The following is a 21,107-nucleotide window of genomic DNA, read 5'->3' as shown; positions in this document are numbered from 1 at the left end:
CTGAACCCTAAGCGATGCTCCAGCTCACCCGCCGGGACGCGACGGGTGATCGTTCACCCACGAGACGCGCGATGTCGAGTAATCGGTTGGAGAAGCCCCACTCGTTGTCGAACCAGCCGCGGACCTTCACCCCGCCGTCCGCCGTCGTCTGGGTGCCCGAGGGGTCGAACAGGCAGGAGGCCGGATTGTTCTTCACGTCGATCGAGACGGTGGGATCCGGGTCGTACGCCAGAACGCCCCTCAAAGGTCCGGCGGCGGCCTCGGCCATCGCCCGGTTGACCTCTTCGACGCTGACCGCGCGCCCGGTCTGCCCGGACAGCTCGGCCAGCGATCCGATCGGCGTCGGCACCACGTAGTAGCTGTAGCGCATCTCGCCGATCTCCGGCAGCGCCACCCGGACGAGGTCGCCGACCACGAAGTTGTGCGGGATGATGCTGTCGCCGGTGGCCCGGCCCAGTCGCGGATCGTCACGGGAGGTGCCGACCACGGAGTCCTGCGGCTTCTGCCAGCCCTGGGTGGCCAGCACCACTGTCGAGTTCACAGCGCGTAACCCGAACCGGTCGAGCAGGACCTTCGCCATCACGGTCAGCGCGTTCACCCCGCACGAGCCGGGGGAGACCACGTCGTGCTGGTCCGAGTCGTACGTGTCGTGGTTGGCCCCGTAGACCAGGAACGCGTCCGGCTCGTCGGCCGAGGCGCTGATCACGACCTTGCGGGCGCCGCCGTGGGTGATGTGGGTGCGTGCCGTCGTGCCGGCCCGGAAGCGGCCGGTGGCCTCGATGACGACGTCGACTCCGGCGTCGGCCCACGGAATGCGCTCGGGCCGTTCGTGATGGAAGGCGCGGATCGCATGGTCATTGACGACGAGATGGTCGGCGCGGGCGATGGCGGTGCCCGGAAATGCGCCCCGAATACTGTCCCGGCGCAGCCCGTAGGCCATTTTCTCGGTCGAGGCAACATCGTTTACCGCCGCAATTGATATTCCCGGATCGGGTGATGCCGCGACTATCCGGGTGATGCTGCGGCCGATACGACCGAATCCATTGATGCCGATCGTGACAGTCATCGGAGGCTCCTCGGCCGCTCTGAATCTCGCTGTGCCGTGCCGGCAGGGGCCCGTGAGTACCCGGTTTCCACCCGCCGTCACGCCCTCGACACTAAGAGTCGTGCAAGTTGCACGTCAACGGAGGACGCGTCACACGGTGTTCTTGATCCACATAAGACCTGGTGGGGCAGGGCCATAGCGCTGCGAACCTCCTAATGGTCACCCGCGATGCCCAGTGCGCCATCTGGATGAACGGTGCGCATTCCGGCCATCGGCGCCCGGCGGGCGCGGCTAATTCGTTTCCGAGAATTCCAACCCGAACCGAGCCCCCACGGTATTCCGAAATCGATCAGTGAGTGGCCGCAATCACCCGCGTGAGTGCCGCGTGCAACGACTCGAGTTCGGAGATCGGCATACCCAGACGGGCGACGATCGCGGGCGGGATTTTCTCCGCCTCGGCCCGCAGTGCACGCCCTTGATCGGTCAGGTCGACCGCGAGGCTGCGCTCGTCGGTGGGGTCCCGCTTGCGGGTGAGGTAGCCGACCGCCTCGAGCCGCTTCAGCAACGGCGAGAGCGTCCCCGGGTCGAGCTGGAGGAGCCGGCTGATGTCGCGTACGGAGAGTGGCGCGTGCTGCCAGAGGGCGAGCATCACCAGATATTGCGGGTGGGTCAGGTTCATCGGCTCGAGCAGCGGGCGGTAGAGCCCGATCACGCTGCGCGACGCCACCGCCAGGGCGAAGCAGACCTGGCGTTCCAGTTCCAGAGGGTCGTCGGACACCGGTAAAGCGTAACGCTTGGGGTAGCAATAGTTTGTACCCCAATAATTAGCGCCGGCTGAAGATCACGGCCGAGCCGGCCAGCAGGATGCCGGTGAACCACAGCATCGCGGTGGTCGAGGCGACGAACAGGGTCGCGATGCCGAGCCCCAGCACCGGCACGGTCAGCCCGGCGTAGCCGACCAGGAACAGCCCGGCCAGCGCGCCACCGCGCTCGGCCGGCGGGGCCGCCGCGGCGATCCGGCCGACCGCCGACTTGAAGAGGATCCCGGCGCCCGCGCCGGCGATCGCCCCGCCGATCAGGAAGAGCCACAGCGAGGTGGCGAGCATCCCGGCGGCCAGCACGACCAGTCCGGCGCCCTGCGCGGCCAGCCCGATCGGGAAGCGCCGGGCCGCCGGCACCAGGCCCGCCGCCGACTGGGCGGCCGCGCCCGCGGCGAAGACCAGGAAGGCGACGAACCCGGCGAGCAGCCGGCTCGGGTGGTGCAGTCCGGACGCCACGAAGCCCGGCGCCAGCGAGGTGAAGAGCCCGAAGACGGCGAACGCGGTGAACGCTCCGGCCGCCGCGACCAGGGACTTGCCGCTCATCCGCACCCGCTGCGGCCGGTACTTCGGCTTCACCGCGGGCGCGGTCACCGTCTCGGGCACGGCGGCGACGGCGACGACGCTCAGGACCAGAAGGACCAGGAAGACGATGTACGGCGTACGCAGCGGCGCCGCGACGAACTGGGCCAGGAAGCCCGCGACGAGTGTGCCCGTGCCCAGTCCACCCAGGTTGGCCGCCGCCGAGACGACCTCGAAGCGGGTGCCGCTCGCCTGCGGCCGGTGGGCGGTGTGCAGCTCGAGCAGATAGGCGGTGGCCGTGGCGGTCAGCATGCCGACGCCGAGGCCGGTGAGCAGCCGGGCCACGATCAGGCCGGTCAGCGACGGCCAGGCCAGGAAGAGCACGCCGGCCGCGATCTCCAGGGCCAGCGCCGGCAGCAGCACGCGGCGGCGGCCGACCCAGTCCGAGATATGCCCGGCCAGCAGCAGAGCGACGATCACGCCGACCGCGTACACGGCGAAGACGATCGTGACCGTGAACGACGAGAAACCGTCGGCGGCCTGGTAGAGCGGGTAGAGCGGCGCGGGAATCGTCGAGAAGGCGAGCGCCACGAGGTAGACGACGGCGACCAGCCAGAAGGCGGCGCCGTGACGGGCCGACCCGGTGCGAGCACCGGTGGGGGCAGGCTTGGTCATCACGGTCATGAGCCGAGAGTGCGCCGCCAGGAGCATCGCGTCCAACGATGATCCATGCTGGGTAGCATCTGGATCCGTGATGGAACTGCGGCACTTCGAGTACTTCGTGGCCGTCGCCGAGGAGCGCAACTTCACCAAGGCCGCGGCCCGGCTGCACGTCGTACAGTCCGGCGTCTCCGCGGTGATCAAGGCGCTGGAGCACGAACTGGGCGTCAAGCTGCTGGAACGCACCTCGAAGCGGGTCGAGCTGACCGACGCCGGTCAGGCGCTGCTGCCCCGGGCGCGGGCCGCGCTGGAGGCGGCGCAGGCCGCCCGCGACGCGGTCGACGAGGTGCGCGGCGGGCTGCGCGGGACGATCCGTGTGGGCACCCTCACGTCCATCCCGCTGATCGACATGGCCGGGCTGCTCGGCGAGTACCACCGCCTGCACCCGGGTGTCACCCTGCGGCTCAGCGTCTCGCCGCGCGGCTCGCAGGGGCTGATGGACATGCTGGCCGACGGCGGGCTCGACCTCGCCTTCGTGTCCTGGCCCGGGCGGCCGCCCGCCGGCGTGCGACTCCAGCAGGTCGACGACCGTCCGCTCGACCTCGTCCTGCCGATCGAGCACCGGCTGGCCGCCTCCGGCACCGTGCGCCTGCACGACCTTCAGGGGGAGGCGTTCGTGGACTTCCCGGCCGGCTACGGCAACCGGATCGTGGTCGACCGGGCGTTCGCCGCGGCCGGGGTGCAACGGCAGGTCGCCGTCGAGGTGACCGACATCAGCAGCGCGGCCGATTTCGTACGGGAAGGCCTCGGGCTGGCGATCGTTCCCCAGTTCGCCGTGCACGACAAGAGCGGCCTGATCATCAAGCGGGTGCCCGGCGTGGACCTGGTGTGGCCGCTGGGCATCGCCGTGCCGGCGCTGCGGCAGCCCAGCGCGGCAACGCGAGCGCTCCTCACCCTGATCGACCGAAACGGTCCCACGAAGGCGGTTCGTCCGTAAACATGAGGAAATGGCGGAAGAACCCCAAGCCGAGTCGGTGCTGCAGTTCCGGCGGTTCGCGCTGGCCGTCTGCGTCATCGGCGTGCTCGTCCAGCTCGGCCTGACCGCGTACTACCTCGGCATGGGCCACAAGGCCCAGCCCCACCACGTGCCGGTCGGGATGGTCGCGCCGGCGAGCGAGCGGGCCGCGGTGGTCAGCCTGCTGACCGAGAACGGGTACTTCAAGGTCACCGACTACGCGACGGCGGACGACCTGGAGATCGCGATCAAACGCCGGGACGTGTACGGCGGCGTCGACATCACCGGCAACGAGCCGCACCTCTACGTGGCCAGCGCGGCCGGGGTGGCCGCCTCCACCCTGCTCAGGACCACGTTCACCACCGTCGTGCAGCAGCAGACCGCCTCCGCCCTGGCCGAGCTGGCCGAGAAGGGCGACACCATGCCGGTGGCGCAGGCCGAGGAGCTCAACTCGCCGCCGCCGATCACCGACGTGGTGCCGCTGCCCGACGACGACGTCAACGGCGTCTCGCTCGGATATCTCACCCAGGCCCTCGCGCTCGGTGGCACGGTGGCCTCGATGGGTCTCGGCCGCCTGATCCCCCGTACGAAAAGATCATGGCGTCGTGGCATCGCCCACGTCAGCATCCTGGCCGTCTACGCCGTGGCCTCGGCCGCGGTGATCCTGTGGTCGATGGGCTGGTTCGGCGTCGGGACCACGGCCGACCGCGGCGAGATGCTGGCCATCTTCTCGCTCATCTCGCTGGCCATCACCGCCTCCACCGCGGGCGCGGTCGCGCTGCTCGGCCCGCCCGGCGCGCTGATCGGCGCGATGTACTTCACGCTGGGCACGGTGATCTCCGGCGCCAGCATCCTGCCCGAGTTCCTGCCCGCCTTCGGCCGCGTCCTCGGCGAGAACCTGCCGACCGGCGCCGGCGTGCAGGCGGTCCGCGACAACCTGTACTTCCCGAACGCCGAGATCCGGTCGCACCTGATCGTTCTCGGTCTCTACGCGGGCATCGGCGCGCTGATCGTGCTGATCACCAACATGCTGCCGAACCGCCGCGACAAGGTCTCCGAGGTCGAGCTGGAGCTGGTCGAGCGCCTCGAAGGCTCCGAGCGCCGCGAGTCCGTCAACATCTAATCCGGCCGCCGCCGTGTCCGATCAAAGGCGGCATGTCCGTACGCACCAGGGTCCGCGTCCCGCTCCGCTTCCCCGACGGCTTCACCGCCACCGCCGACGTGATCACCTTCACCGGCCTGGTCGACGGCAAGGAGCATCTGGCGCTCTTCTTCGAGGGCTCCTCCCCGGTGCCGCTGGTGCGCCTGCACTCCGAGTGCCTCACCGGCGACGTCTTCGGCTCCGAGCGCTGCGACTGCGGCCCCCAACTGCGCGAATCGGTCGCGCGGCTCAGCGAGACCGGCGGCTACCTGCTCTACCTGCGCCAGGAGGGCCGGGGCATCGGCCTCTACGCGAAACTCGACGCGTACGCCCTGCAGGATCAGGGCCTGGACACGTACGCGGCGAATCGGGCGCTCGGGCACGCCGACGACGAACGCGACTACACGGCGGCGGCCCAGATGCTCACCGACCTCGGCGTCACGACGATCGACCTGCTCACCAACAACCCCGACAAAGCCCGTCAACTGCGACTTCACGAGATTGCCGTACGCCGGGTGCTGCCGACCGACGTGCACGCCAACCCGGCCAACATGCGCTACCTGCAGGCCAAGGTCGACCACACGGGTCACACGATCCGACTTCAGGTAGGGCCTCAGGTTTCGGTCCCGGTGCCGAACAGGAGTGGGTGGGGATCGAGAGAGTGAACTCGCGCATCGCCGACATCCAGAGCCGGATGATCGCGCTACAGACCCAGCAGGCGGCCAAGACCGCCCAGGCCCAGCCGACGACGGTGCAGGGCGGCGGCTCGGGCGACGACTTCGCGGCCAAACTTCAGGAAGCGATGTCCGGCACCACCAACACGGCCGGCACGTCCGCCCGTTCCTTCACCCTCAACAGCAAGGGCATCCCGACCGAGCTGGCCGCCTACGGCAACGGCAAGATCCCGGCCAACGCGCTGGAACAGGTCGGCAGCACCCGCCACAAGTTGTGGGCGCCGGCCGCGCAGGGCCTGAACCAGATGATCGCCGACGCCAAGCGCGAAGGCGTGACCATCGGCATCACGGACTCGTACCGCCCGTACGAGGAACAGGTCGATCTGGCCCGCCGCAAGGGCCTGTACTCGCAGGGCGGCCTGGCGGCCAAGCCCGGCACCAGCGAACACGGCTGGGGCATGGCCACCGACCTGGACCTCGACTCGAAGGCCCAGGCCTGGATGCGCAAGAACGCCGACAAGTACGGCTTCGTCGAGAACGTGCCCCGCGAGCCGTGGCACTGGGCCTACAAGCCGAAGACCGCCTGACCCGTTTTTCAGGCGCGGGCGATCAGTTCGCCGTGCAGCAGGGACATCCAGCCGTCGGGGGCGGCTGACCACGTACGCCAAGCCTCGGAGATCCTCTTCAGATCTTCCTGGCTCGCCGCGGCCGTTTGCACGGCGGTGGTCGCCATCTCCGACTTCAGGATGCGGTCGGCCCACATGTGACCCCACCAGTCGCGGTCTTCCTGAGTGGCGAAGCACCAGGTGGACGACGTGGCGGTGACGTCGGTCAGGCCGGCGGCGCGGGCCCAGGACAGGAGGCGGCGCCCGGCGTCGGGCTCGCCGCCGTTGCCGCGGGCCACCCGCTGGTAGAGCGCCATCCACTCGTCGAGCTCGGGCAGCTCCGGGTACCAGGCGAAGGCCTTGTAATCGCTGTCACGGACCGCGATGACGCCGCCGGGCTTGGTGACGCGGCGCATCTCGCGCAGGGCGGCCACCGGGTCGGTCACGTGCTGGAGCACCTGGTGCGCGTGGACCACGTCGAACGAGGCGTCCGGGAAGTCGAGCCCGTGCACGTCGCCGACCGCGAAGTCGACGTTGGTGATGCCGCGGCGGGCGATCTCGGCGCGGGCCAGGTCGAGCGCCTCCTGTTTGACCTCCAGGGCGGTCACCCGGGCCGGAGTGACGAGAGCCGCGAAGTCGGCCGTGATGGTGCCGGGGCCGCAACCGATGTCCAGCACGGTGACGCCGGAGGAAAGATGCGGCAACAGGTATGCCGCCGAATTCTCTGCGGTGCGCCAGCGGTGTGAGCGCAAGACCGATTCGTGATGACCGTGTGTGTACGTCGCCATGCCACCGACCGTATGCCCGGCGTCCCTGGATGTGGGACAAAAATCTCACGATGTGAAACCAAGGGCCTTAACCGATTTCTCCGTACGCACGTCAGGCCGTACTTTTGTCGCCATGAGGATCGGCATTGTGGGCGCGACGGGACAGGTGGGCGGCGTCATGCGGCGCATCCTGGCCGAGCGCGCCTTCCCCGTTGAACAGCTCCGGCTTTTCGCGTCCGCACGCAGCGCGGGCCGCACCCTTCCGTGGGGCGACGGTGAGGTGACCGTCGAGGACGCGGCGACCGCCGACTACCGCGGTCTCGACATCGTCCTGTTCTCGGCGGGTAAGGGCTCCTCCAAGGAGTACGCGCCGCGCGTGGCCGAGGCCGGCGCGGTCGTCGTCGACAACTCGTCGGCCTGGCGCATGGACCCCGACGTGCCGCTGGTCGTCTCCGAGGTCAACCCGGACGCGGCCCGCAACCGTCCCAAGGGCATCATCGCCAACCCCAACTGCACCACCATGGCCGCGATGCCGGTGCTGAGGCCGCTGCACGACGAGGCGGGGCTGGTCGCGCTGGTCGCCACCACCTATCAGGCCGTCGGCGGGGCCGGGCTGGCCGGCGTGGCCGAGCTCGACGAGCAGATCAAGAAGGTCGCCGACCGGGCCACCGAGCTGACCTTCGACGGGTCCGCGGTGGAGTTCCCGGCGCCGCGCTCGTTCGCCAAGCCGATCGCGTTCAACGTGCTGCCGCTGGCCGGCTCGATCGTCGACGACGGCCTGGGCGAGACCGACGAGGAGCAGAAGCTCCGCAACGAGAGCCGCAAGATCCTCGACATCCCCTCGTTGAAGGTCTCCGGCACCTGCGTACGTGTCCCGGTCTTCACTGGCCACTCGCTGCAACTCAACGCCCGCTTCGCCCGGCCGATCAGCCCCTCGCGAGCCCGCGAGCTGCTGGCGAGCGCGCCCGGCGTCGAACTGTCCGACGTGCCGACCCCGCTCGAGGCGGCCGGCCGTGACCCGTCGTACGTGGGCCGGATCCGCGCCGACGAGACGGTGGACAACGGCTTGGCGCTGTTCGTCTCGAACGACAATCTGCGCAAGGGTGCGGCCCTCAACGCCGTGCAGGTGGCCGAGCTGGTGGCCGCCGAGCTCTGAGCTCCGCTGACGCGAACCGCCCCGGCCGGGTTACGGCCGGGGCGGTTTTTGTTGCGTACGCCTCATCCTCCATTGTGGAAATCTAGGACTTTTTGCCCGAATCGGTGGCGGATGGTCGGTTTGAGGTGCAGAGTGATTGCATGAACGACAGTGGGCCCGGCGGAGGCGGCTACTTCTGGTGCCTTCGCGACAGTCGGGTCGAGACCGGCGAGGACCTGTGTCCCGCCCAGTTTCGGCTCGGCCCCTACGCCACGGCTGACGAAGCGACGCGGGCTCTCGAGACGGTCGAGAAGCGCAATGCCGATTGGGATGCCGAGGATGCCCGCTGGACCGGGGAGGTCAGCTAAAAGCCGGCTCCGACGTCCCTGAGTCCAAGCCGGATCTTCGCAGTCTCCAGGCGGAGACGAGCCCGCAGTCATTCGCAAGGAGGAACACCCTGATGGCCGCTGCCAAAAAGGCCCCGACCAATCTCGCCACAAGAGCGGGCAAAAGCACCCTAACCGCCAAATCGTCCCGGTCCGCGAGCGCCCCGAAGCCGGCCACCGGCAAGCGCTCCACGCCGGCCTCGACGGCCCGATCCACCGCGTCGGCCACCCGGTCCGCCGCCGCGTCTACCCGGTCCGCCGCCGCGTCCACCCGGTCCGCCGCCGCGTCCACCCGGTCCGCCGCCGCGTCCACCCGGTCCGCCGCCGCGTCGGCTGCGCGCTCTGGCGCCGCGTCGACCACTCGGTCCACTGCGTCGGCTGCGCGCTCTGGCGCTGCGTCGGCCGCGCGGTCCGCTGCCGGGAAGCCGTCCGCGGCGAAGTCCGCTCCGGCCAAGTCCACGGCGGGCAAGCAGGCCGCGGCGAAGGCCGTGAAGTCGGTCGCATCGAAGCCGGCCACCTCGAAGGCGACCGCAGTGAAGACGACCGCCGCCTCCAAGGGTGCGGCGGTGAAGACGACCACCGCCGCGAAGGCGACCGCAGTGAAGACCACCGCCGCCTCCAAGAGCGCCGCGGTGAAGACGACCGCTGCCTCCAAGAGCGCCGCGGTTAAGACGACCGCTGCCGCGAAGGCGGGCGCGGCGAAGACGGCGGCGGTGAAGGCCGCTGCCGGGAAGGCTGCCGAGCGGGCGGCGGGTGCTGTGAAGGCGGCGGGCGCTGTGAAGGCGGCGGGTGCTGTGAAGGCGGCGGGCGCTGTGAAGGCGGCGGGTGCTGTGAAGGCGGTGGGCGCTGTGAAGGCGGTGGGCGCTGTGAAGGCGGTGGCGCCGAAGCAGCGGAGCGCGGCGAAGAGCGGTGCCGCCAAGCCGGTCGCCGCGCGCGCGGTCGCCGCGCGCGCGCTCGCCGCCAAGAGCGCCGGTCCGAAGGTGACCACGGCCAAGGTGGCGTCCGCCGCGAAGACGTCGAGGGTGGCTGCGGCCAAGCCGGCCGCGCCGAAGCCGACGGCCCCGAAGCCCGCCGCGCCCAAGCCCGCCGCCAAGCGGCCGGCATCGGGGAGTGCGGCCGCCGCGTCGAAGAGCGGCACGCCGAAGGGCGCGGCTTTGAACGGTGCCAAGGCGGTCGCGCCGAAGCAGGCCGGGTCGAAGGGCGCGGCGGCGCCGAAGGGTGCGGTCAAGGCTTCGGGGGCCAAGTCGTCGGCGGCCAAGACCGGGGCGGTCAAGCCGGTCGGCAGCAAGGCGCCGGCGCGGGGACGGGTGGCGCTCACCGGGGCCGTTCGTGGGGCTGCGGCCGGCGAAGGTGTGCGGCCGGCTCGTACGGCCGGTGCCCGGGGTGGACGGCGGCCGGTGACGCCGCGGCGTACGGCGGCGGCCATGGGATCCTCGCCGAGCATGACCACCGCGTCGATCGATGAGGGGTCGGCGCCGGCGGCTGACATGGAAGAGGACTTCGCGGCGGCGCCCGACATGGAGGAGGCCACCGAGTCGGGTGCTCGGACGGCCAAGAGGGGTACGCCCAAGCGGGCGCGGACCACGGGCAAGGGTGCCGCTCCCGCCGGGACGGCGCGGCCGAGCGCCCGCAAGGCGGCCGGTGGCACGGCGCCCGCCAACAAGGCCGCCGCCAACACGGCGCCCGCCAACAAGGCAGCGACCCCGGCGCGCAAGGCGGCCACGAAGGCGACGACGACCGCGGCGAAGAAGGCGGCGACGGCGAAGGCCACGACGGCGGCGGCCAAGAAGGCGGCCACCAAGGCGACCACCACCGCAGCCGCGGCGAAGGCGACTGCTACCAGGACGGCGGCGAAGGCCGCTGCCACAAAGGCGACTGCGATGAAGACGAGTGGCACGGGGGCGACGGCGACCAGGGCGGGCGGCGCGAAGGTGACCGCGGCCAAGGCGACGGGCGCGAAGGCGACGGCGGCGAAGGCGACGGGCACTAAGGCGACGGCGGCGAAGGCCACCAAGGCGGGCGCGGCCAGGACGACCGGCGCGACCACGGCGGCGAAGGCCACCAAGGCGGGAGCGGCCAAGGCGACCGGCGCGGCCACGGCGGCCAGGGCGGCGGGCGTGAAGGCGACCGGAGCCAAGGGCGGCGCGGCGGCGAAGAAGTCGGCCACGGCGCAGACGGCGGCGGCCAACACCGCGGCGGCCAAGAGCGCGGCCAAGAAGGCGGCCGAGTCGTCGCGGAAGATGGCCGGGCGCTCGTCCGAGGTGGCCAAGACGGCCAGTGCCAACATGGGTGCGGCCAAGAGCGCGGCGTCGAAGAGCGCCACCACGGCTCGGAAGACGGCCGGGCGCGCGGCCGAGACGGCCAAGACGGCGGCGGCCAACGCGGCGGCGGCCAAGAGCGCGGCCGCTCGTTCCGCGCGCAAGGTCGCGGGGCGTGCGAGCGCGATCGACGAGACGGCCGTCGCGAACACGGCGGCGGCCAAGAGCGCGGCGTCGCGCCGGACCGCGTCGGCGCGCAAGGTGGCCGGCCGTTCCACGTCGATGGAGGAGACCGCGGCCGCCAACACCGCGGCGGCCAAGAGCGCGCGGACCGGCACCGCTTCGGCCCGCAAGGCCACCGCGGGCGCCGCCCGTACCGGCACCAAGGCGACCGGAACCAGGGCGACGGGGACCAAGGCGACCGCGACCAAGGCGACGGCCAACGCCCGCGCGGCCAAGGCGGCGACGGCAGCGAAGGCGGCAGCGGCCAGCACCGCGACGGCTACGAAGGCTACGAAGGCCGCTAAGGCCACGAAGGCGACAGCCGCCAAGGCCGCGGGCACGGCGAGGAAAACAGCGGCCAAGGCCACGGCGGCCACCAAGGCCACGACGGCCACCAAGGCGCCCGCCAAGAAGGCGGTCGGGACCGCGGCGGTGGCCACTGCCAACAAGAGGGCGGCCGCGTCCGCGGCTCCGCGCTCGGCCGTGGCGAAGGTGGCCGGCCTGAGCCCGGTGGTGGCCAAGGGCGGCAACCGTCCGGCGGCCGCGCCTGCCGCGAAGCGGTCGGCGGCCAACGAGACGACCGCCGGCCGGACCCGGGCCGCGAAGGCGACGAACACCCGCCAGTCCGGGCCGACCGCGAAGAACTCGTCCACCAACGCGTCCAGGGTGGCCAAGGCGACGACGGGCGCCGCCGCTCGCCGCGCCGCCGTCGGCAACACCCCGGCCGCGGACATGCTCGACGCCCGCCCGGCGACGGCCCGAAAGGCCACCGCCAAGCGGGCCCGCTGAAGCGTCAACTGACAAAGAGGAGGGCCGTGCCGGATGGCGCGGCCCTCCTCTCGTGTGTGTGCTGGTAGGAATGAGCCGTGCCGATCAGACGGGTGTGGGCTCCGGAAATCGACTTCGCCGGGCTGCGGCGGGAGTTGAAGCTGCCGGGGGAGTTCCCGGCTGAGGCGATGGCCGAGGCGGAAGCGGCGGCCGACCAGCCCGTTGCGGCGGCGGTCGACCTCACCGATGTGGCTTTTGTGACTATCGATCCGGCTTCGTCGCAGGATCTCGATCAAGCGATGCATCTGAGCCGCCGCGACGGCGGCTACCGGGTGCTCTACGCGATCGCCGATGTCGCCTCCTTCGTACGGCCGGGTGGGCCTCTCGAGGCCGAGACCTGGGCCCGGGGACAGACGATCTACCTGCCCGACGGGCGCATCCCGCTGCATCCGCCCGTGCTGAGCGAGGGGGCCGTGAGCCTGTTCGCCGACGTCGAGCGGCTCGCCGTCGTCTGGACCATCGACCTGGACGCCGACGGTGCCATGACCGGCGTGGAGGTCGGCCGGGCCCGGGTGCGGAGCCGGGCCAAGCTCGACTACGCGAGCGTGCAGCGTGAGGTCGATGCCGGCACGGCCGCCGAGCCGTACGCGCTGTTGCCCGAGCTCGGATCTTTGCTGGCCAAGCGGGCCGGCGAGCGCGGCGCCGTCAACCTGCCCCTGCCCGAGCAGGAGGTGGAGCGTGACGGTGATGGCTGGCGGCTGGTGTTGCGGGCGCCGCTGCCGGTCGAGGAGCACAACGCGCAGATCTCGCTGCTGACCGGCATGGCCGCGGCCGATCTGATGCTGCGCGGTGGTGTCGGCCTGCTGCGCACGATGCCGCCGCCGAAGCCCGAGGCCGTCGTGAAGCTTCAGGCCGCCGCCAAGTCGCTCGGGGTGCTGTGGCCGGGCGGCGCGCCGGTCGGTGAGGTCGTGGCCACGGCCGACCCGTCGACGCCGCGCGGTGCCGCCTTCCTCGAGCAGGCGGCCGACCTGTTGCGCGGCGCCGCGTACACGGCCTTCGACGGCTCGGCGCCGGCGCTGACCGGGCACGGTGGGGTCGGTTCGCCGTACGCCCATGTCACCGCCCCGCTTCGTCGGCTGGCCGACCGCTACGCCACCGAGGTCTGCCTGGCTCTGGCCGCCGGTCAGCCGGTGCCGGACTGGGCCCGGGAGGCGCTGCCCAAGCTGCCGAAGGTGATGGCCGACTCCGACCGGGTGGCCGGCGCGGCCGACCGCGGCGCGATCGACCTGGCCGAGGCCGTGCTGTTGCAGGGCCGGGTCGGTGAGGTCTTCGCGGCCGGCGTGCTCGACGCCGACGGGACCATCGCGATCGACGACCCGGCCGTACGGGCCCGCTGCAAGGGCGGACTGCCGGTGGGCACCCGCGCCCAGGTGCGCCTCACCCTGGCCGACCCCGCCACCCGCAAAGTGCAGTTCGAGCCGGCCTAGTCCTTCCGCAGGCCCTCGATCAGGAAGCCGATCATCTGGCGCGCGTCGTAGCCGTCGTCGCGGCCCGCGCCGATGCAGAGGTTGCCCACGCCGCGCAGCAGCCCGACCGGGTTGATGCCGGGCACGATCTGGCCGGCCTCGGTCGCGGCGCCCACGATCTCGGCGCAGACGGGCACGAGACGTTCCAGGAAGTACGCGTGCAGGTCGCCCGCGTTCAGCGCCTCCGGCAGCCCGTGCTTGGTGACGAGGAAGTCGGCGAACAGGTCGATCCACCGCCTCAGCGCCTCGTGCGGCGACGTGCTGCTCGCCAGCAGCTCGGGCCCGGCCGCCGCGCACTCCTGCACCTGGTGCCGGAACACCGCGACGATCAGGTCGGAGCGGGCCGGGAAATGGCGGTAGATCGTCCCGACGCCCACTCCGGCCTTCGCGGCGATGTCGCGCACGGGCGCGTCCACGCCTGATTCCACGAACGCGGCCGCGGCCGCGTCGAGCAGGGCCTTCTCATTCCGCCGGGCGTCGGCGCGCTTCGTCACAGTCGCTCTCCTCGCTCTTCCCTTGCTAACCGGAACAAGGTTCCGTATGGTTCTTAGCGGAACAAGGTTCCGCTTGTTCATGATGTCAGAACGGGAGTTCGTATGAACACCATCGTCTCGGTCAAACCTGTCGTCGTTCCAGCGCCGGGCCGCGGTACGGATCTGGCCGTACGGGTCACCGCGCCGACCACCGGCACCAACCTTCCGGTCGTGCTCTTCTCGCACGGTTACGGCGAATCCCTCGACGGCTACGCCCCGCTGGCCGACCATTGGGCCGCGAACGGCTTAGTCGTGGTCCAGCCCACCCACCTCGACTCGCGCAAGCTGGCCCTGCCCGCGGACGACCCACGCACCCCGCAGATCTGGAAGATCCGCGTCGAGGACCTGACCCGGATCCTCGACGCGCTCGACCTGATCGAGAGCGTCATCCCGGGCACGATCGACTGCGGCCGGGTCGCCGTCGCCGGTCACTCGTGGGGCGCCCAGAGCGCCGGCATGCTGCTGGGCGCGAGGGTCGACGGCGACGACTTCGCCATGCCCGACCCGCGCGTCAAGGCGGGCGTCCTGCTGGCCCCCGCCGGCAAGGGCGGCCTGGTGCCGTTCGCCGCCGAGCACTTCGCCTTCATGAACCCGGACTTCACCACGATGACCACGCCGGCCCTGATCGTCGCCGGCGACAGCGACCAGTCGGCCCTGACCACGCGCGGCCCCGACTGGTTCACCGACGCCTACTTCCAGAGCCCGTCCCCGAAAACCTTGCTCACCCTCTTCGGCGGCGAACACTCGCTGGGCGGCATCACCGGCTACAACGTCACCGAGACCACCGACGAGAGCCCCGACCGCGTAGCCCTCATCCAGCGCGTCAGCACGGCCTACCTGCACTCGGCCCTGAACATCTCCGCCGGAACCTGGCCGATCGAGCCCGACGAAAACGGCAAACTCGAATCCAAATAACCATTGCGTACGCCGCCAGAGGCCCCGAAAAGCAGGTTCCGTCATGGCATGACGCGCCGCGCGGAGCCACGCCTTCAGACCGCAGACCCCGCCCTCCCAAGGGGGCCCCCGTCCCGTCCCATTCTGACGGAAAGCGGCGAGATCGCGTCGGCCCCCTGTGGACAGCAGCTCACGACCTGTGGAAAACGCGAAACCGCCGGCGCGGATGACGCGGTGCGAGTGGTTGCGCTGCGAGGGCGCCGCGGAAGTTGGGTCCCGGGCGACGTGCCGCGGGGGTTGCGTTGCGGGGCGCTGGGGGAGTTGGGTCGCGGCCAACGCGCGGCGGGGTTGCGCTGCGGGGGTTGGGTCGCGGCCAACGCGCGGCGGGGGTTGCGTTGCGGGGCGCTGGGGGAGTTGGGTCGCGGCCGACGCGCGGCGGGGTTGCGCTGCGGAGGTTGGGTCGCGGGCGACGTGCCGCGGGGGTTGCGCTGCGGGGCGCTGGGGGAGTTGGGTCGCGGCCGACGCGCGGCGGGGTTGCGCTGCGGAAGTTGGGTCCCGGGCGACGTGCCGAGGGGGATGCGTTGCGGGGCGCTGGGGGAGTTGGGTCGCGGCCGACGCGCGGCGGGGTTGCGCTGCGGGGGTTGGGTCGCGGGCGAGGCGCCGCGGAGGCTGCGCTGCGGGAATGGGGTCGCGACGCGCCGCGGGAGTTGGGTCAGGACCGGTGCCGGTTGAGCCAGTCGGTTGCGAAGTCGACCAAGGGGCGCTGCCGCAGCAGGCGCGACTCCGCGTTGCCGACTCGGCCGATGCGCACAGGGGACGCTGTTGGATCGGTGACGCCGGGGGAGGGCTGTGCAGTGGATAACGCCTCGTAGGCGGCTCCCAGCTCGGCGAAATCGGAGGCGTCGGCCAGTGGTGCTGTCCAGGTGAGCCAGCGGCTGCGGCCGGACGGCTCGTGGACGGCGGCCCCGTGCTCCGTTATCGAGGGCCGGGTCTGGCGGCACTCGGCCAAGTGCAGTGACGTGTTGCGGTCGTGGCCGCAGCCCAGCAGCAGGACCTTGCCGTCGGCGCGGTAGACGGCGCCCAGCGGTGAGCCGTCGCCGAGGCCGTCCTCCAGGGGATGGGTGCCGGCGACGGTCGCGGCCCGGGCACCCAGCGCGGCGAACGACACCTGTGGGTGGCCGCTGCGCCGGGCGCCGGGCCACGCCCGTACGACCTCGGGAAGAACGCCCATCCACCGGCTGGGCGTGCGGTCCGGGTCGAAACCGGGGCTGTGCTCGCGGATCACCGGCCACCACTCGGGCGGGACGGGCGGGTTCTCCCAGCCGGCCGGGTCGGAGTTGGCCGGCATGTGGGTGGGCACCACCAGCGTCCCGTCCGGGCCGAGGACGTCGAGCAGTGCCTGTACGACGGCCTGGACGCCCCCGGCCACCGAACCCACCGCCCGCATCGACGAGTGCACGAGCACCGTGTCGCCGGCGGCCAGGCCGAGCTCGCGGAGGTCGGTGGCCAGGGTGGCGGTCTTGTGCGGGAGCGGCTGCGTCATCTCGTCATTGTGCGGGGGTGGGAAAACCCCCAGGCGCGGTCGGATGGTTTCCGGCTTATCCGCGGGGGCCGGGCTGCCTAGCGTCGAAGAGGTGATCGAACTGCGGGAATTGAGCAAACGGTACGGCGGGCGGGTCGCCGTCGACGGGCTGAGCGTCCGGGTCCGGCCGGGGGTGGTGACCGGCTTTCTCGGGCCGAACGGGTCGGGGAAGTCGACGACGATGCGGATGATCCTGGGGCTCGACGCCCCGGATCATGGTGAGGCTCTGGTGGGCGGTGTCGCGTACACCCAATCGGATTGGCCTTTGAAGACTGTGGGTGCCCTGCTGGACGCGGGCGCCTTCCATCCGGGGCGCAGCGCTCGGGCGCATCTGGCCGCGCTGGCCGCGAGCAACGACATTCCGGGCTCGCGGGTCGACGAAGTGCTGGGGATCGTCGGGCTGTCCGGCGTGGCGGGGAGGCGGGCCGGCACGTACTCGCTCGGCATGCGGCAGCGGCTCGGTGTGGCGGTGGCGCTGCTGGGGGATCCGGCCGTTCTGCTGCTCGACGAGCCGGTCAACGGGCTCGATCCGGAGGGCATCCGCTGGATCCGGGAGCTGCTGCGCGGGCTGGCGGCCGAGGGGCGGACGGTGTTCGTGTCCAGCCATCTGATCGCCGAGATGGCGCTGACCGCCGACCGGCTGGTGGTGATCGGGCGGGGGCGGCTGCTGGCCGAGACGACAGTGGCCGAGCTGGCCGGCGGCGGGGACAGCCTGGAGGACGCGTTCTTCCGGCTCACCTCGCAGGCCACCGACTATCGCGGATCGGAGATGTCATGAGCGGGTACGGACTGCGGCACGTGGCGCGGATGGAACGGATCAAGCTGGGCAGCGTCCGGTCGACGTGGTGGCTGGCGATCGCGGCGGTGGTCTCGATGGCCGCGGCCGGCGTGGGTGTGGGGCTCGGCTATCGGTCGCATACGCCGGTCGCCACCGCGGCTCAGATCCTGAACAACAGCCTGGGCGGGGCGATCCTGGCCCAGCTGCTGCTCGGCTCGCTCGGCGTGCTGGTGATAACCGGTGAGTACGGCACTCCGATGATCCGCTCGACGTTGGCGGCCGTGCCGCGGCGCCGGATCGTGCTGGCCGCGAAGGTCGCCGTGTGTGGGGGAGCGGCCCTCGCGGTCGGGCTGCTCGCGAGTTTCGCCGGCTATCTGGGCGGGCAGTTGGCGATCCGCGGCACGGCCATCCCGGCCGCCTCCCTCGGCGACCCGTCGATCCTGCGGCCGGTCGTGCTGACCGGCGTCTACCTCGGGGTGACGGCGCTGATCGGGCTCGGCATCGGGGCGATCGTGCGGCATTCGGGGGCGGCCATCGGGACGCTGTTCGGGCTGATGTTCGTCCCGATGATCGTGGCCGGGCTGTTCGGCGAGGACGGCATCGCGGTCGGCCGCTTCGTCCCGCTGCTGATGCTGCTCAACTCGATCGCCGTCACGTCACCGATTCCCGGGCTGTTCCCGGGGTGGGTCAGCGTGCTGCTGATGGGCGGCTACGCGGCGGTGGCGATCGTGGCCGGCGGCCTGCTGCTCCGCCACCGCGACGCGTGATCGGCCACAATGAGCCGATGATGGCCCTGCGCCGAGTGGCGTTCTGCGTCGCCGGCGTGGTCAGCGCGGTCGTGATCCTGGCCCTGCCGGCGGTCGTGCCGGGCGCGGCCGTGCTGATCCTCTGGGCGACGGGGACTTTGGCCGAGCAGCCGGCGCCGGTGGTGGCGCCGGTGTTCCTGGTCCTGTTCCCGCTCACCGTCGCGCTTCTGGTCGTGCTGGCCACACCCTTCGGGCGTACGACCGGGAAATGGCACCGCTTCCTCGCCCGCCGGCTGCTCGGCGCGCGGATGGACGCCCCGCCGCCCCGCCGGTCGAGGCGGATCTCCGATGGGCCGGGCTGGCGGGCCCTCGGCTACGGCGTGCTGAAAGTGCCCCTGGCCATCCCCGAGGGCTACGGCGCCTTCTGCTTCGTGTTCGGCGTGGTCAACCTCAGCTATCCGCTGTGGTGGCCGCTGTTCCGCAACCACCCGCCGGGCACCACCCTCGGACCGGTGTGGGCGCTGACGCCGTTCGGCATGATCAGCACGCGGACGTTCGCCGGCACGTTCCTGATCGCGGCCGCCGGCCTGGCCATGCTGCTGGTCGCGCCGTGGCTGATGCGGGCCGGCGTGGCCCTCGACCTGGCCGCGATGCGGCGGCTGCTCGGCCCGGGCCGGGTCGCCGAGCTGACGGAGAGCCGGGCCCAGGCGATCGACGACGCGGCCGCCATGATGCGCCGGCTGGAGCGGGACCTGCACGACGGCGCCCAGATCCGGCTGGCCACGCTGGCCATGAACCTGGGCATGGCCACCGAGAAGCTCGGCGCCGACGGCCCGCCCCCCGACCTCGATCAGGCCCGCGAGCTGGTCGCGCTCGCCCACCGTGGCGCCAAGGAAGCCCTGGCCGACCTGCGTGACCTGGTGCGCGGCATCCACCCGCCGGTCCTCGACAACGGCCTCGGCGACGCACTGGGCACCCTGGCCACGAGCAGTGCCATCCCGGTCGAGGTGCACGTGGACCTGCCCGTGCGACCGTCGCCCGCGATCGAGACCATCGTCTACTTCTGCGCGGCCGAACTGCTGGCGAACGCGGCCAAACACAGCCGGGCCACCAGCATCAAGCTCACGGTCGGCGGGCGCCTGACATTGACCGTCGAGGACGACGGCGCCGGCGGGGCCGACCCGAACGGCCCCGGACTGTCCGGCCTGGCCCGCCGCATCGCCGTCGTGGACGGCCGGATGACCGTGACGAGCCCACCCGGCGGCCCGACCCGTGTCGACATCCACATCTGAAGGGAGAGCACACATGCGGGTGGTGATCGCGGAGGACGCCGCGATGATGCGCGAGGGCCTGGTCCGTCTCCTCACGGATCGCGGCTTCGAGGTCTGTGCGGCGGTGGCCGACGCGGACGCCCTGCGCGCCGCGACCGCCACCGCCGTACCGGACGTGGCCATCATCGACATCCGCATGCCGCCGACACACACCGACGAGGGGCTGCGCGCCGCCATCGACATCCGCCGCGACCATCCCACCGTCGGCGTGCTGGTCTTCTCCCAGTACGTGGAGACCCGCTACGCGACCCGGCTGCTCGCCGACCGCCCGACCGGCGTCGGCTACCTGCTGAAGGACCGGGTGGCCGACGTGGCCGACTTCGTCGACGCCCTCACCCGGGTGGCCTCCGGCGGCACGGCCCTGGACCCGGAGGTGGTGGGCCACCTGATGAGAGCCGGCCGCGACACCACCGGCATGGCCGCGCTGACCCCACGCGAGCGCGAGGTCCTGGCCCTGATGGCCGAGGGCCGCTCGAACGCCGGCATAGCGGCCGCCCTGGTCATCACGTCCGGCGTGGTCGAGAAACACGTGGCCAACATCTTCACCAAGCTCGGCCTGCCCCCGTCCGACACCGACAACCGCCGCGTCCTGGCCGTCCTGCGTCACGTCGCCGGCTGAGCCCACCACGCGAGGTCGGCCGGGACGTGCGACAGCGGCTCGATCAGTTCCCAGCCCTCGGCGATGAGGCCGCCGTCCAGGCGCCACATCTCGATGACGGCGATCTCGGCGCCGGTGGCGGGAAGGCGGCGCTGCGAGTGGACGATGACGTGGTCGCCGTCGGCCAGCAGGTGGGTGATGGCGACCCGCATGCCCTCCAGCGGGCCCTGCGCCGCGCGGAGGGCGGCCAGCCACTCCTGCTTGGTCGAGGTGATCGGCCCGGGCCGGTGGCGGAAGTCGCCGCTGAGGGCCCTGCTACCCGGCCGACGACCAGAGCTACCGCAGGCTCGGCGTCGACCAGTTGGTCGCAGAACGGGTCGGATGATCGGCTGTGGTCCGGTGGCGCGGGTGGTCGTTAGCTTGCGGAGGTGGCGGGGTCGAATGTTGCCTGGACCGCGGCTTTGTTGTCGTGGGTGCTGGCTGTGCCGCTCTGGTACGTCAGCCGGTTTCTGGTGTCCGTCGCGCATGAAGGCGGGCACGCGCTGCTGGCGGTTCTGCTTTTCAGGCCGCTGAAGTCGGTGCGGCTTGTGGGGGCGGGCGGGAGTGCCGCCGTCGCGGTGGAGAAGACGCCGTGGCTGCTCGCCATCATCGTGCTTCTGGCCGGCTATCTCGGGCCGTCGATGTTCGGGCTGGCCGGGGCCTGGATGCTGCTGCACGAGCACACCGAGGGGGTGCTCTGGGGGAGCCTCGCGTTTCTCGTGCTCATGCTGATCACGGTGCGCGGCTTTTTCGGGTGGCTGCTGGTGCCCGGGCTGATCGTCCTGGTCTGGATGATGGCGACGAAGGTCGAAGGGCCGGTGCAGGAGCTGTACACCTACATGTGGGTGTGGTTGCTGCTGATCGGCGGGGTGCAGCGAATGCTGGTGCTGGTCGCGCAGCGGACCTACGCGGTCGAGGGCAACGAAGTCGGCGTGCTGCGGGAAAAGACGCTGGTTCCCAGTGAGATCTGGGCGTTCCTCTTCCTGCTCGGCACGATCGCGGCTCTGGTGTACGGGGGCGCGCTGCTCCTGCGGAACGCGTAGCGGACCCGGGCCCGTCGAGAC

General features: G+C 71.6%; 22 protein-coding genes. 14 read left to right on the top strand and 8 right to left on the bottom strand.

From position 1 onward, the window contains the following. Positions 1-7: 7 nt before the first annotated feature. From CRP55_RS12770 to CRP55_RS12760, 3 genes are all read right to left on the bottom strand, one after another. Positions 8-1,066: a type I glyceraldehyde-3-phosphate dehydrogenase gene (locus CRP55_RS12770; RefSeq protein WP_097320076.1), complete on the bottom strand. Its 1,059-nt coding sequence runs from the start codon at positions 1,064-1,066 to the stop codon at positions 8-10. A gap of 328 nt (positions 1,067-1,394) precedes the next feature. Continuing rightward, a complete protein-coding gene (locus tag CRP55_RS12765; RefSeq protein ID WP_097320075.1) occupies positions 1,395-1,823 on the bottom strand; it encodes a MarR family winged helix-turn-helix transcriptional regulator in 429 nt (142 codons plus the stop codon). A 46-nt stretch (positions 1,824-1,869) separates the two neighbouring features. Continuing rightward, on the bottom strand, positions 1,870-3,069 hold the full coding sequence (locus CRP55_RS12760) for an MFS transporter (RefSeq protein ID WP_245922953.1): 1,200 nt from the start codon (positions 3,067-3,069) through the stop codon (positions 1,870-1,872). 70 nt (positions 3,070-3,139) lie between these two features. On the opposite strand from CRP55_RS12760, the gene CRP55_RS12755 reads away from it, so the two are divergent. Genes CRP55_RS12755 through CRP55_RS12740 form a run of 4 tightly spaced genes read left to right on the top strand, consistent with a single transcriptional unit; the run spans position 3,140 to position 6,462 of the window. Then, entirely contained in the window at positions 3,140-4,042 is a 903-nt protein-coding gene (locus CRP55_RS12755) for a LysR family transcriptional regulator (protein ID WP_097320074.1), read from the top strand. Between the two features lie 10 nt (positions 4,043-4,052). After that, positions 4,053-5,183 carry an ABC transporter permease gene (locus CRP55_RS12750; RefSeq protein WP_097320073.1) on the top strand — a complete coding sequence of 377 codons (1,131 nt, stop codon included), beginning with the start codon at positions 4,053-4,055 and terminating at the stop codon, positions 5,181-5,183. A 32-nt stretch (positions 5,184-5,215) separates the two neighbouring features. Then, on the top strand, positions 5,216-5,866 hold the full coding sequence (locus CRP55_RS12745; protein WP_097320072.1) for a GTP cyclohydrolase II: 651 nt from the start codon (positions 5,216-5,218) through the stop codon (positions 5,864-5,866). Then, positions 5,863-6,462 (top strand): M15 family metallopeptidase, encoded by a 600-nt coding sequence (locus tag CRP55_RS12740; protein WP_245922952.1) that lies wholly within the window; start codon positions 5,863-5,865, stop codon positions 6,460-6,462. Before CRP55_RS12745 ends, CRP55_RS12740 begins: the two co-directional genes overlap by 4 nt. Positions 6,463-6,470: 8 nt before the next feature. Here the strand turns inward: CRP55_RS12740 and CRP55_RS12735 are convergent, their stop codons facing one another. Next, complete coding sequence (locus CRP55_RS12735) at positions 6,471-7,268, bottom strand: class I SAM-dependent methyltransferase (protein WP_097320070.1); 798 nt, start codon at positions 7,266-7,268, stop codon at positions 6,471-6,473. A gap of 112 nt (positions 7,269-7,380) precedes the next feature. Here CRP55_RS12735 and CRP55_RS12730 point away from each other — a divergent pair, with 112 nt between their 5' ends. Both CRP55_RS12730 and CRP55_RS12725 read left to right on the top strand, forming a co-directional pair. Beyond that, on the top strand, positions 7,381-8,403 hold the full coding sequence (locus CRP55_RS12730; RefSeq protein WP_097320069.1) for an aspartate-semialdehyde dehydrogenase: 1,023 nt from the start codon (positions 7,381-7,383) through the stop codon (positions 8,401-8,403). Positions 8,404-8,543: 140 nt separating this feature from the next. Continuing rightward, entirely contained in the window at positions 8,544-8,750 is a 207-nt protein-coding gene (locus CRP55_RS12725; protein WP_097320342.1) for a hypothetical protein, read from the top strand. On the opposite strand, the gene CRP55_RS52945 is transcribed toward CRP55_RS12725, so the two are convergent. Then, a complete protein-coding gene (locus tag CRP55_RS52945; RefSeq protein ID WP_179855145.1) occupies positions 8,743-10,026 on the bottom strand; it encodes a hypothetical protein in 1,284 nt (427 codons plus the stop codon). The two genes, CRP55_RS12725 and CRP55_RS52945, sit on opposite strands and share 8 nt — an antisense overlap. A 184-nt stretch (positions 10,027-10,210) precedes the next feature. Between CRP55_RS52945 and CRP55_RS52065 the strand changes: the two genes are divergently transcribed. Both CRP55_RS52065 and CRP55_RS12710 read left to right on the top strand, forming a co-directional pair. Then, a complete protein-coding gene (locus tag CRP55_RS52065) occupies positions 10,211-12,037 on the top strand; it encodes a hypothetical protein (RefSeq protein WP_143234572.1) in 1,827 nt (608 codons plus the stop codon). A 77-nt stretch (positions 12,038-12,114) separates the two neighbouring features. After that, positions 12,115-13,503 (top strand): RNB domain-containing ribonuclease, encoded by a 1,389-nt coding sequence (locus tag CRP55_RS12710; RefSeq protein WP_097320067.1) that lies wholly within the window; start codon positions 12,115-12,117, stop codon positions 13,501-13,503. On the opposite strand, the gene CRP55_RS12705 is transcribed toward CRP55_RS12710, so the two are convergent. Then, positions 13,500-14,036, bottom strand: coding sequence for a TetR/AcrR family transcriptional regulator (locus CRP55_RS12705; protein WP_245922951.1), 537 nt, complete (start codon positions 14,034-14,036; stop codon positions 13,500-13,502). The genes CRP55_RS12710 and CRP55_RS12705 overlap by 4 nt on opposite strands. Positions 14,037-14,138: 102 nt before the next feature. Here CRP55_RS12705 and CRP55_RS12700 point away from each other — a divergent pair, with 102 nt between their 5' ends. Then, entirely contained in the window at positions 14,139-14,990 is an 852-nt protein-coding gene (locus tag CRP55_RS12700) for an alpha/beta hydrolase family protein (RefSeq protein WP_097320065.1), read from the top strand. A 691-nt stretch (positions 14,991-15,681) separates the two neighbouring features. On the opposite strand, the gene CRP55_RS12695 is transcribed toward CRP55_RS12700, so the two are convergent. Further along, positions 15,682-16,512, bottom strand: a complete 831-nt coding sequence (locus CRP55_RS12695) for an AAC(3) family N-acetyltransferase (protein WP_097320064.1) — start codon at positions 16,510-16,512, stop codon at positions 15,682-15,684. 91 nt (positions 16,513-16,603) lie between these two features. On the opposite strand from CRP55_RS12695, the gene CRP55_RS12690 reads away from it, so the two are divergent. Genes CRP55_RS12690 through CRP55_RS12675 form a run of 4 tightly spaced genes read left to right on the top strand, consistent with a single transcriptional unit; the run spans position 16,604 to position 20,025 of the window. Further along, positions 16,604-17,329: an ABC transporter ATP-binding protein gene (locus tag CRP55_RS12690; protein ID WP_097320063.1), complete on the top strand. Its 726-nt coding sequence runs from the start codon at positions 16,604-16,606 to the stop codon at positions 17,327-17,329. Then, complete coding sequence (locus CRP55_RS12685) at positions 17,326-18,096, top strand: ABC transporter permease subunit (RefSeq protein ID WP_097320062.1); 771 nt, start codon at positions 17,326-17,328, stop codon at positions 18,094-18,096. Before CRP55_RS12690 ends, CRP55_RS12685 begins: the two co-directional genes overlap by 4 nt. Positions 18,097-18,113: 17 nt before the next feature. Then, a complete protein-coding gene (locus CRP55_RS12680) occupies positions 18,114-19,367 on the top strand; it encodes a sensor histidine kinase (protein WP_097320341.1) in 1,254 nt (417 codons plus the stop codon). 13 nt (positions 19,368-19,380) lie between these two features. After that, positions 19,381-20,025 (top strand): response regulator transcription factor, encoded by a 645-nt coding sequence (locus tag CRP55_RS12675; RefSeq protein ID WP_097320061.1) that lies wholly within the window; start codon positions 19,381-19,383, stop codon positions 20,023-20,025. Here CRP55_RS12675 and CRP55_RS12670 read toward each other — a convergent pair. Beyond that, positions 20,010-20,531, bottom strand: coding sequence for a nuclear transport factor 2 family protein (locus CRP55_RS12670; RefSeq protein ID WP_097320340.1), 522 nt, complete (start codon positions 20,529-20,531; stop codon positions 20,010-20,012). The two genes, CRP55_RS12675 and CRP55_RS12670, sit on opposite strands and share 16 nt — an antisense overlap. Between CRP55_RS12670 and CRP55_RS12665 the strand changes: the two genes are divergently transcribed. Further along, complete coding sequence (locus CRP55_RS12665) at positions 20,433-21,086, top strand: M50 family metallopeptidase (protein WP_097320060.1); 654 nt, start codon at positions 20,433-20,435, stop codon at positions 21,084-21,086. The genes CRP55_RS12670 and CRP55_RS12665 overlap by 99 nt on opposite strands. Positions 21,087-21,107 lie beyond the last annotated feature (21 nt).

It is taken from the genome of Paractinoplanes atraurantiacus, assembly GCF_900215205.1.
GTDB classification, from domain to species: domain Bacteria; phylum Actinomycetota; class Actinomycetes; order Mycobacteriales; family Micromonosporaceae; genus Actinoplanes; species Actinoplanes atraurantiacus.
The sequence above is the reverse complement of the archived record's forward strand: the minus strand, read 5'-3'. Positions and strand labels throughout refer to the sequence as shown.

Coding starts and splice junctions, on each gene's coding strand:
- CRP55_RS12680 (WP_097320341.1), top strand. CDS start 18,114: ATGATGGCCCTGCGCCGAGTGGCGTTCTGCGTCGCCGGCGTGGTCAGC.
- CRP55_RS12695 (WP_097320064.1), bottom strand. CDS start 16,512: ATGACGCAGCCGCTCCCGCACAAGACCGCCACCCTGGCCACCGACCTC.
- CRP55_RS12725 (WP_097320342.1), top strand. CDS start 8,544: ATGAACGACAGTGGGCCCGGCGGAGGCGGCTACTTCTGGTGCCTTCGC.
- CRP55_RS12770 (WP_097320076.1), bottom strand. CDS start 1,066: ATGACTGTCACGATCGGCATCAATGGATTCGGTCGTATCGGCCGCAGC.
- CRP55_RS12700 (WP_097320065.1), top strand. CDS start 14,139: ATGAACACCATCGTCTCGGTCAAACCTGTCGTCGTTCCAGCGCCGGGC.
- CRP55_RS12730 (WP_097320069.1), top strand. CDS start 7,381: ATGAGGATCGGCATTGTGGGCGCGACGGGACAGGTGGGCGGCGTCATG.
- CRP55_RS12745 (WP_097320072.1), top strand. CDS start 5,216: ATGTCCGTACGCACCAGGGTCCGCGTCCCGCTCCGCTTCCCCGACGGC.
- CRP55_RS12670 (WP_097320340.1), bottom strand. CDS start 20,531: ATGCGCGACGGACACCAGAAACCGGCTGACGTACCAGAGCGGCACAGC.
- CRP55_RS12675 (WP_097320061.1), top strand. CDS start 19,381: ATGCGGGTGGTGATCGCGGAGGACGCCGCGATGATGCGCGAGGGCCTG.
- CRP55_RS12685 (WP_097320062.1), top strand. CDS start 17,326: ATGAGCGGGTACGGACTGCGGCACGTGGCGCGGATGGAACGGATCAAG.
- CRP55_RS12750 (WP_097320073.1), top strand. CDS start 4,053: ATGGCGGAAGAACCCCAAGCCGAGTCGGTGCTGCAGTTCCGGCGGTTC.
- CRP55_RS12755 (WP_097320074.1), top strand. CDS start 3,140: ATGGAACTGCGGCACTTCGAGTACTTCGTGGCCGTCGCCGAGGAGCGC.
- CRP55_RS52065 (WP_143234572.1), top strand. CDS start 10,211: ATGACCACCGCGTCGATCGATGAGGGGTCGGCGCCGGCGGCTGACATG.
- CRP55_RS12735 (WP_097320070.1), bottom strand. CDS start 7,268: ATGGCGACGTACACACACGGTCATCACGAATCGGTCTTGCGCTCACAC.
- CRP55_RS12760 (WP_245922953.1), bottom strand. CDS start 3,069: ATGACCGTGATGACCAAGCCTGCCCCCACCGGTGCTCGCACCGGGTCG.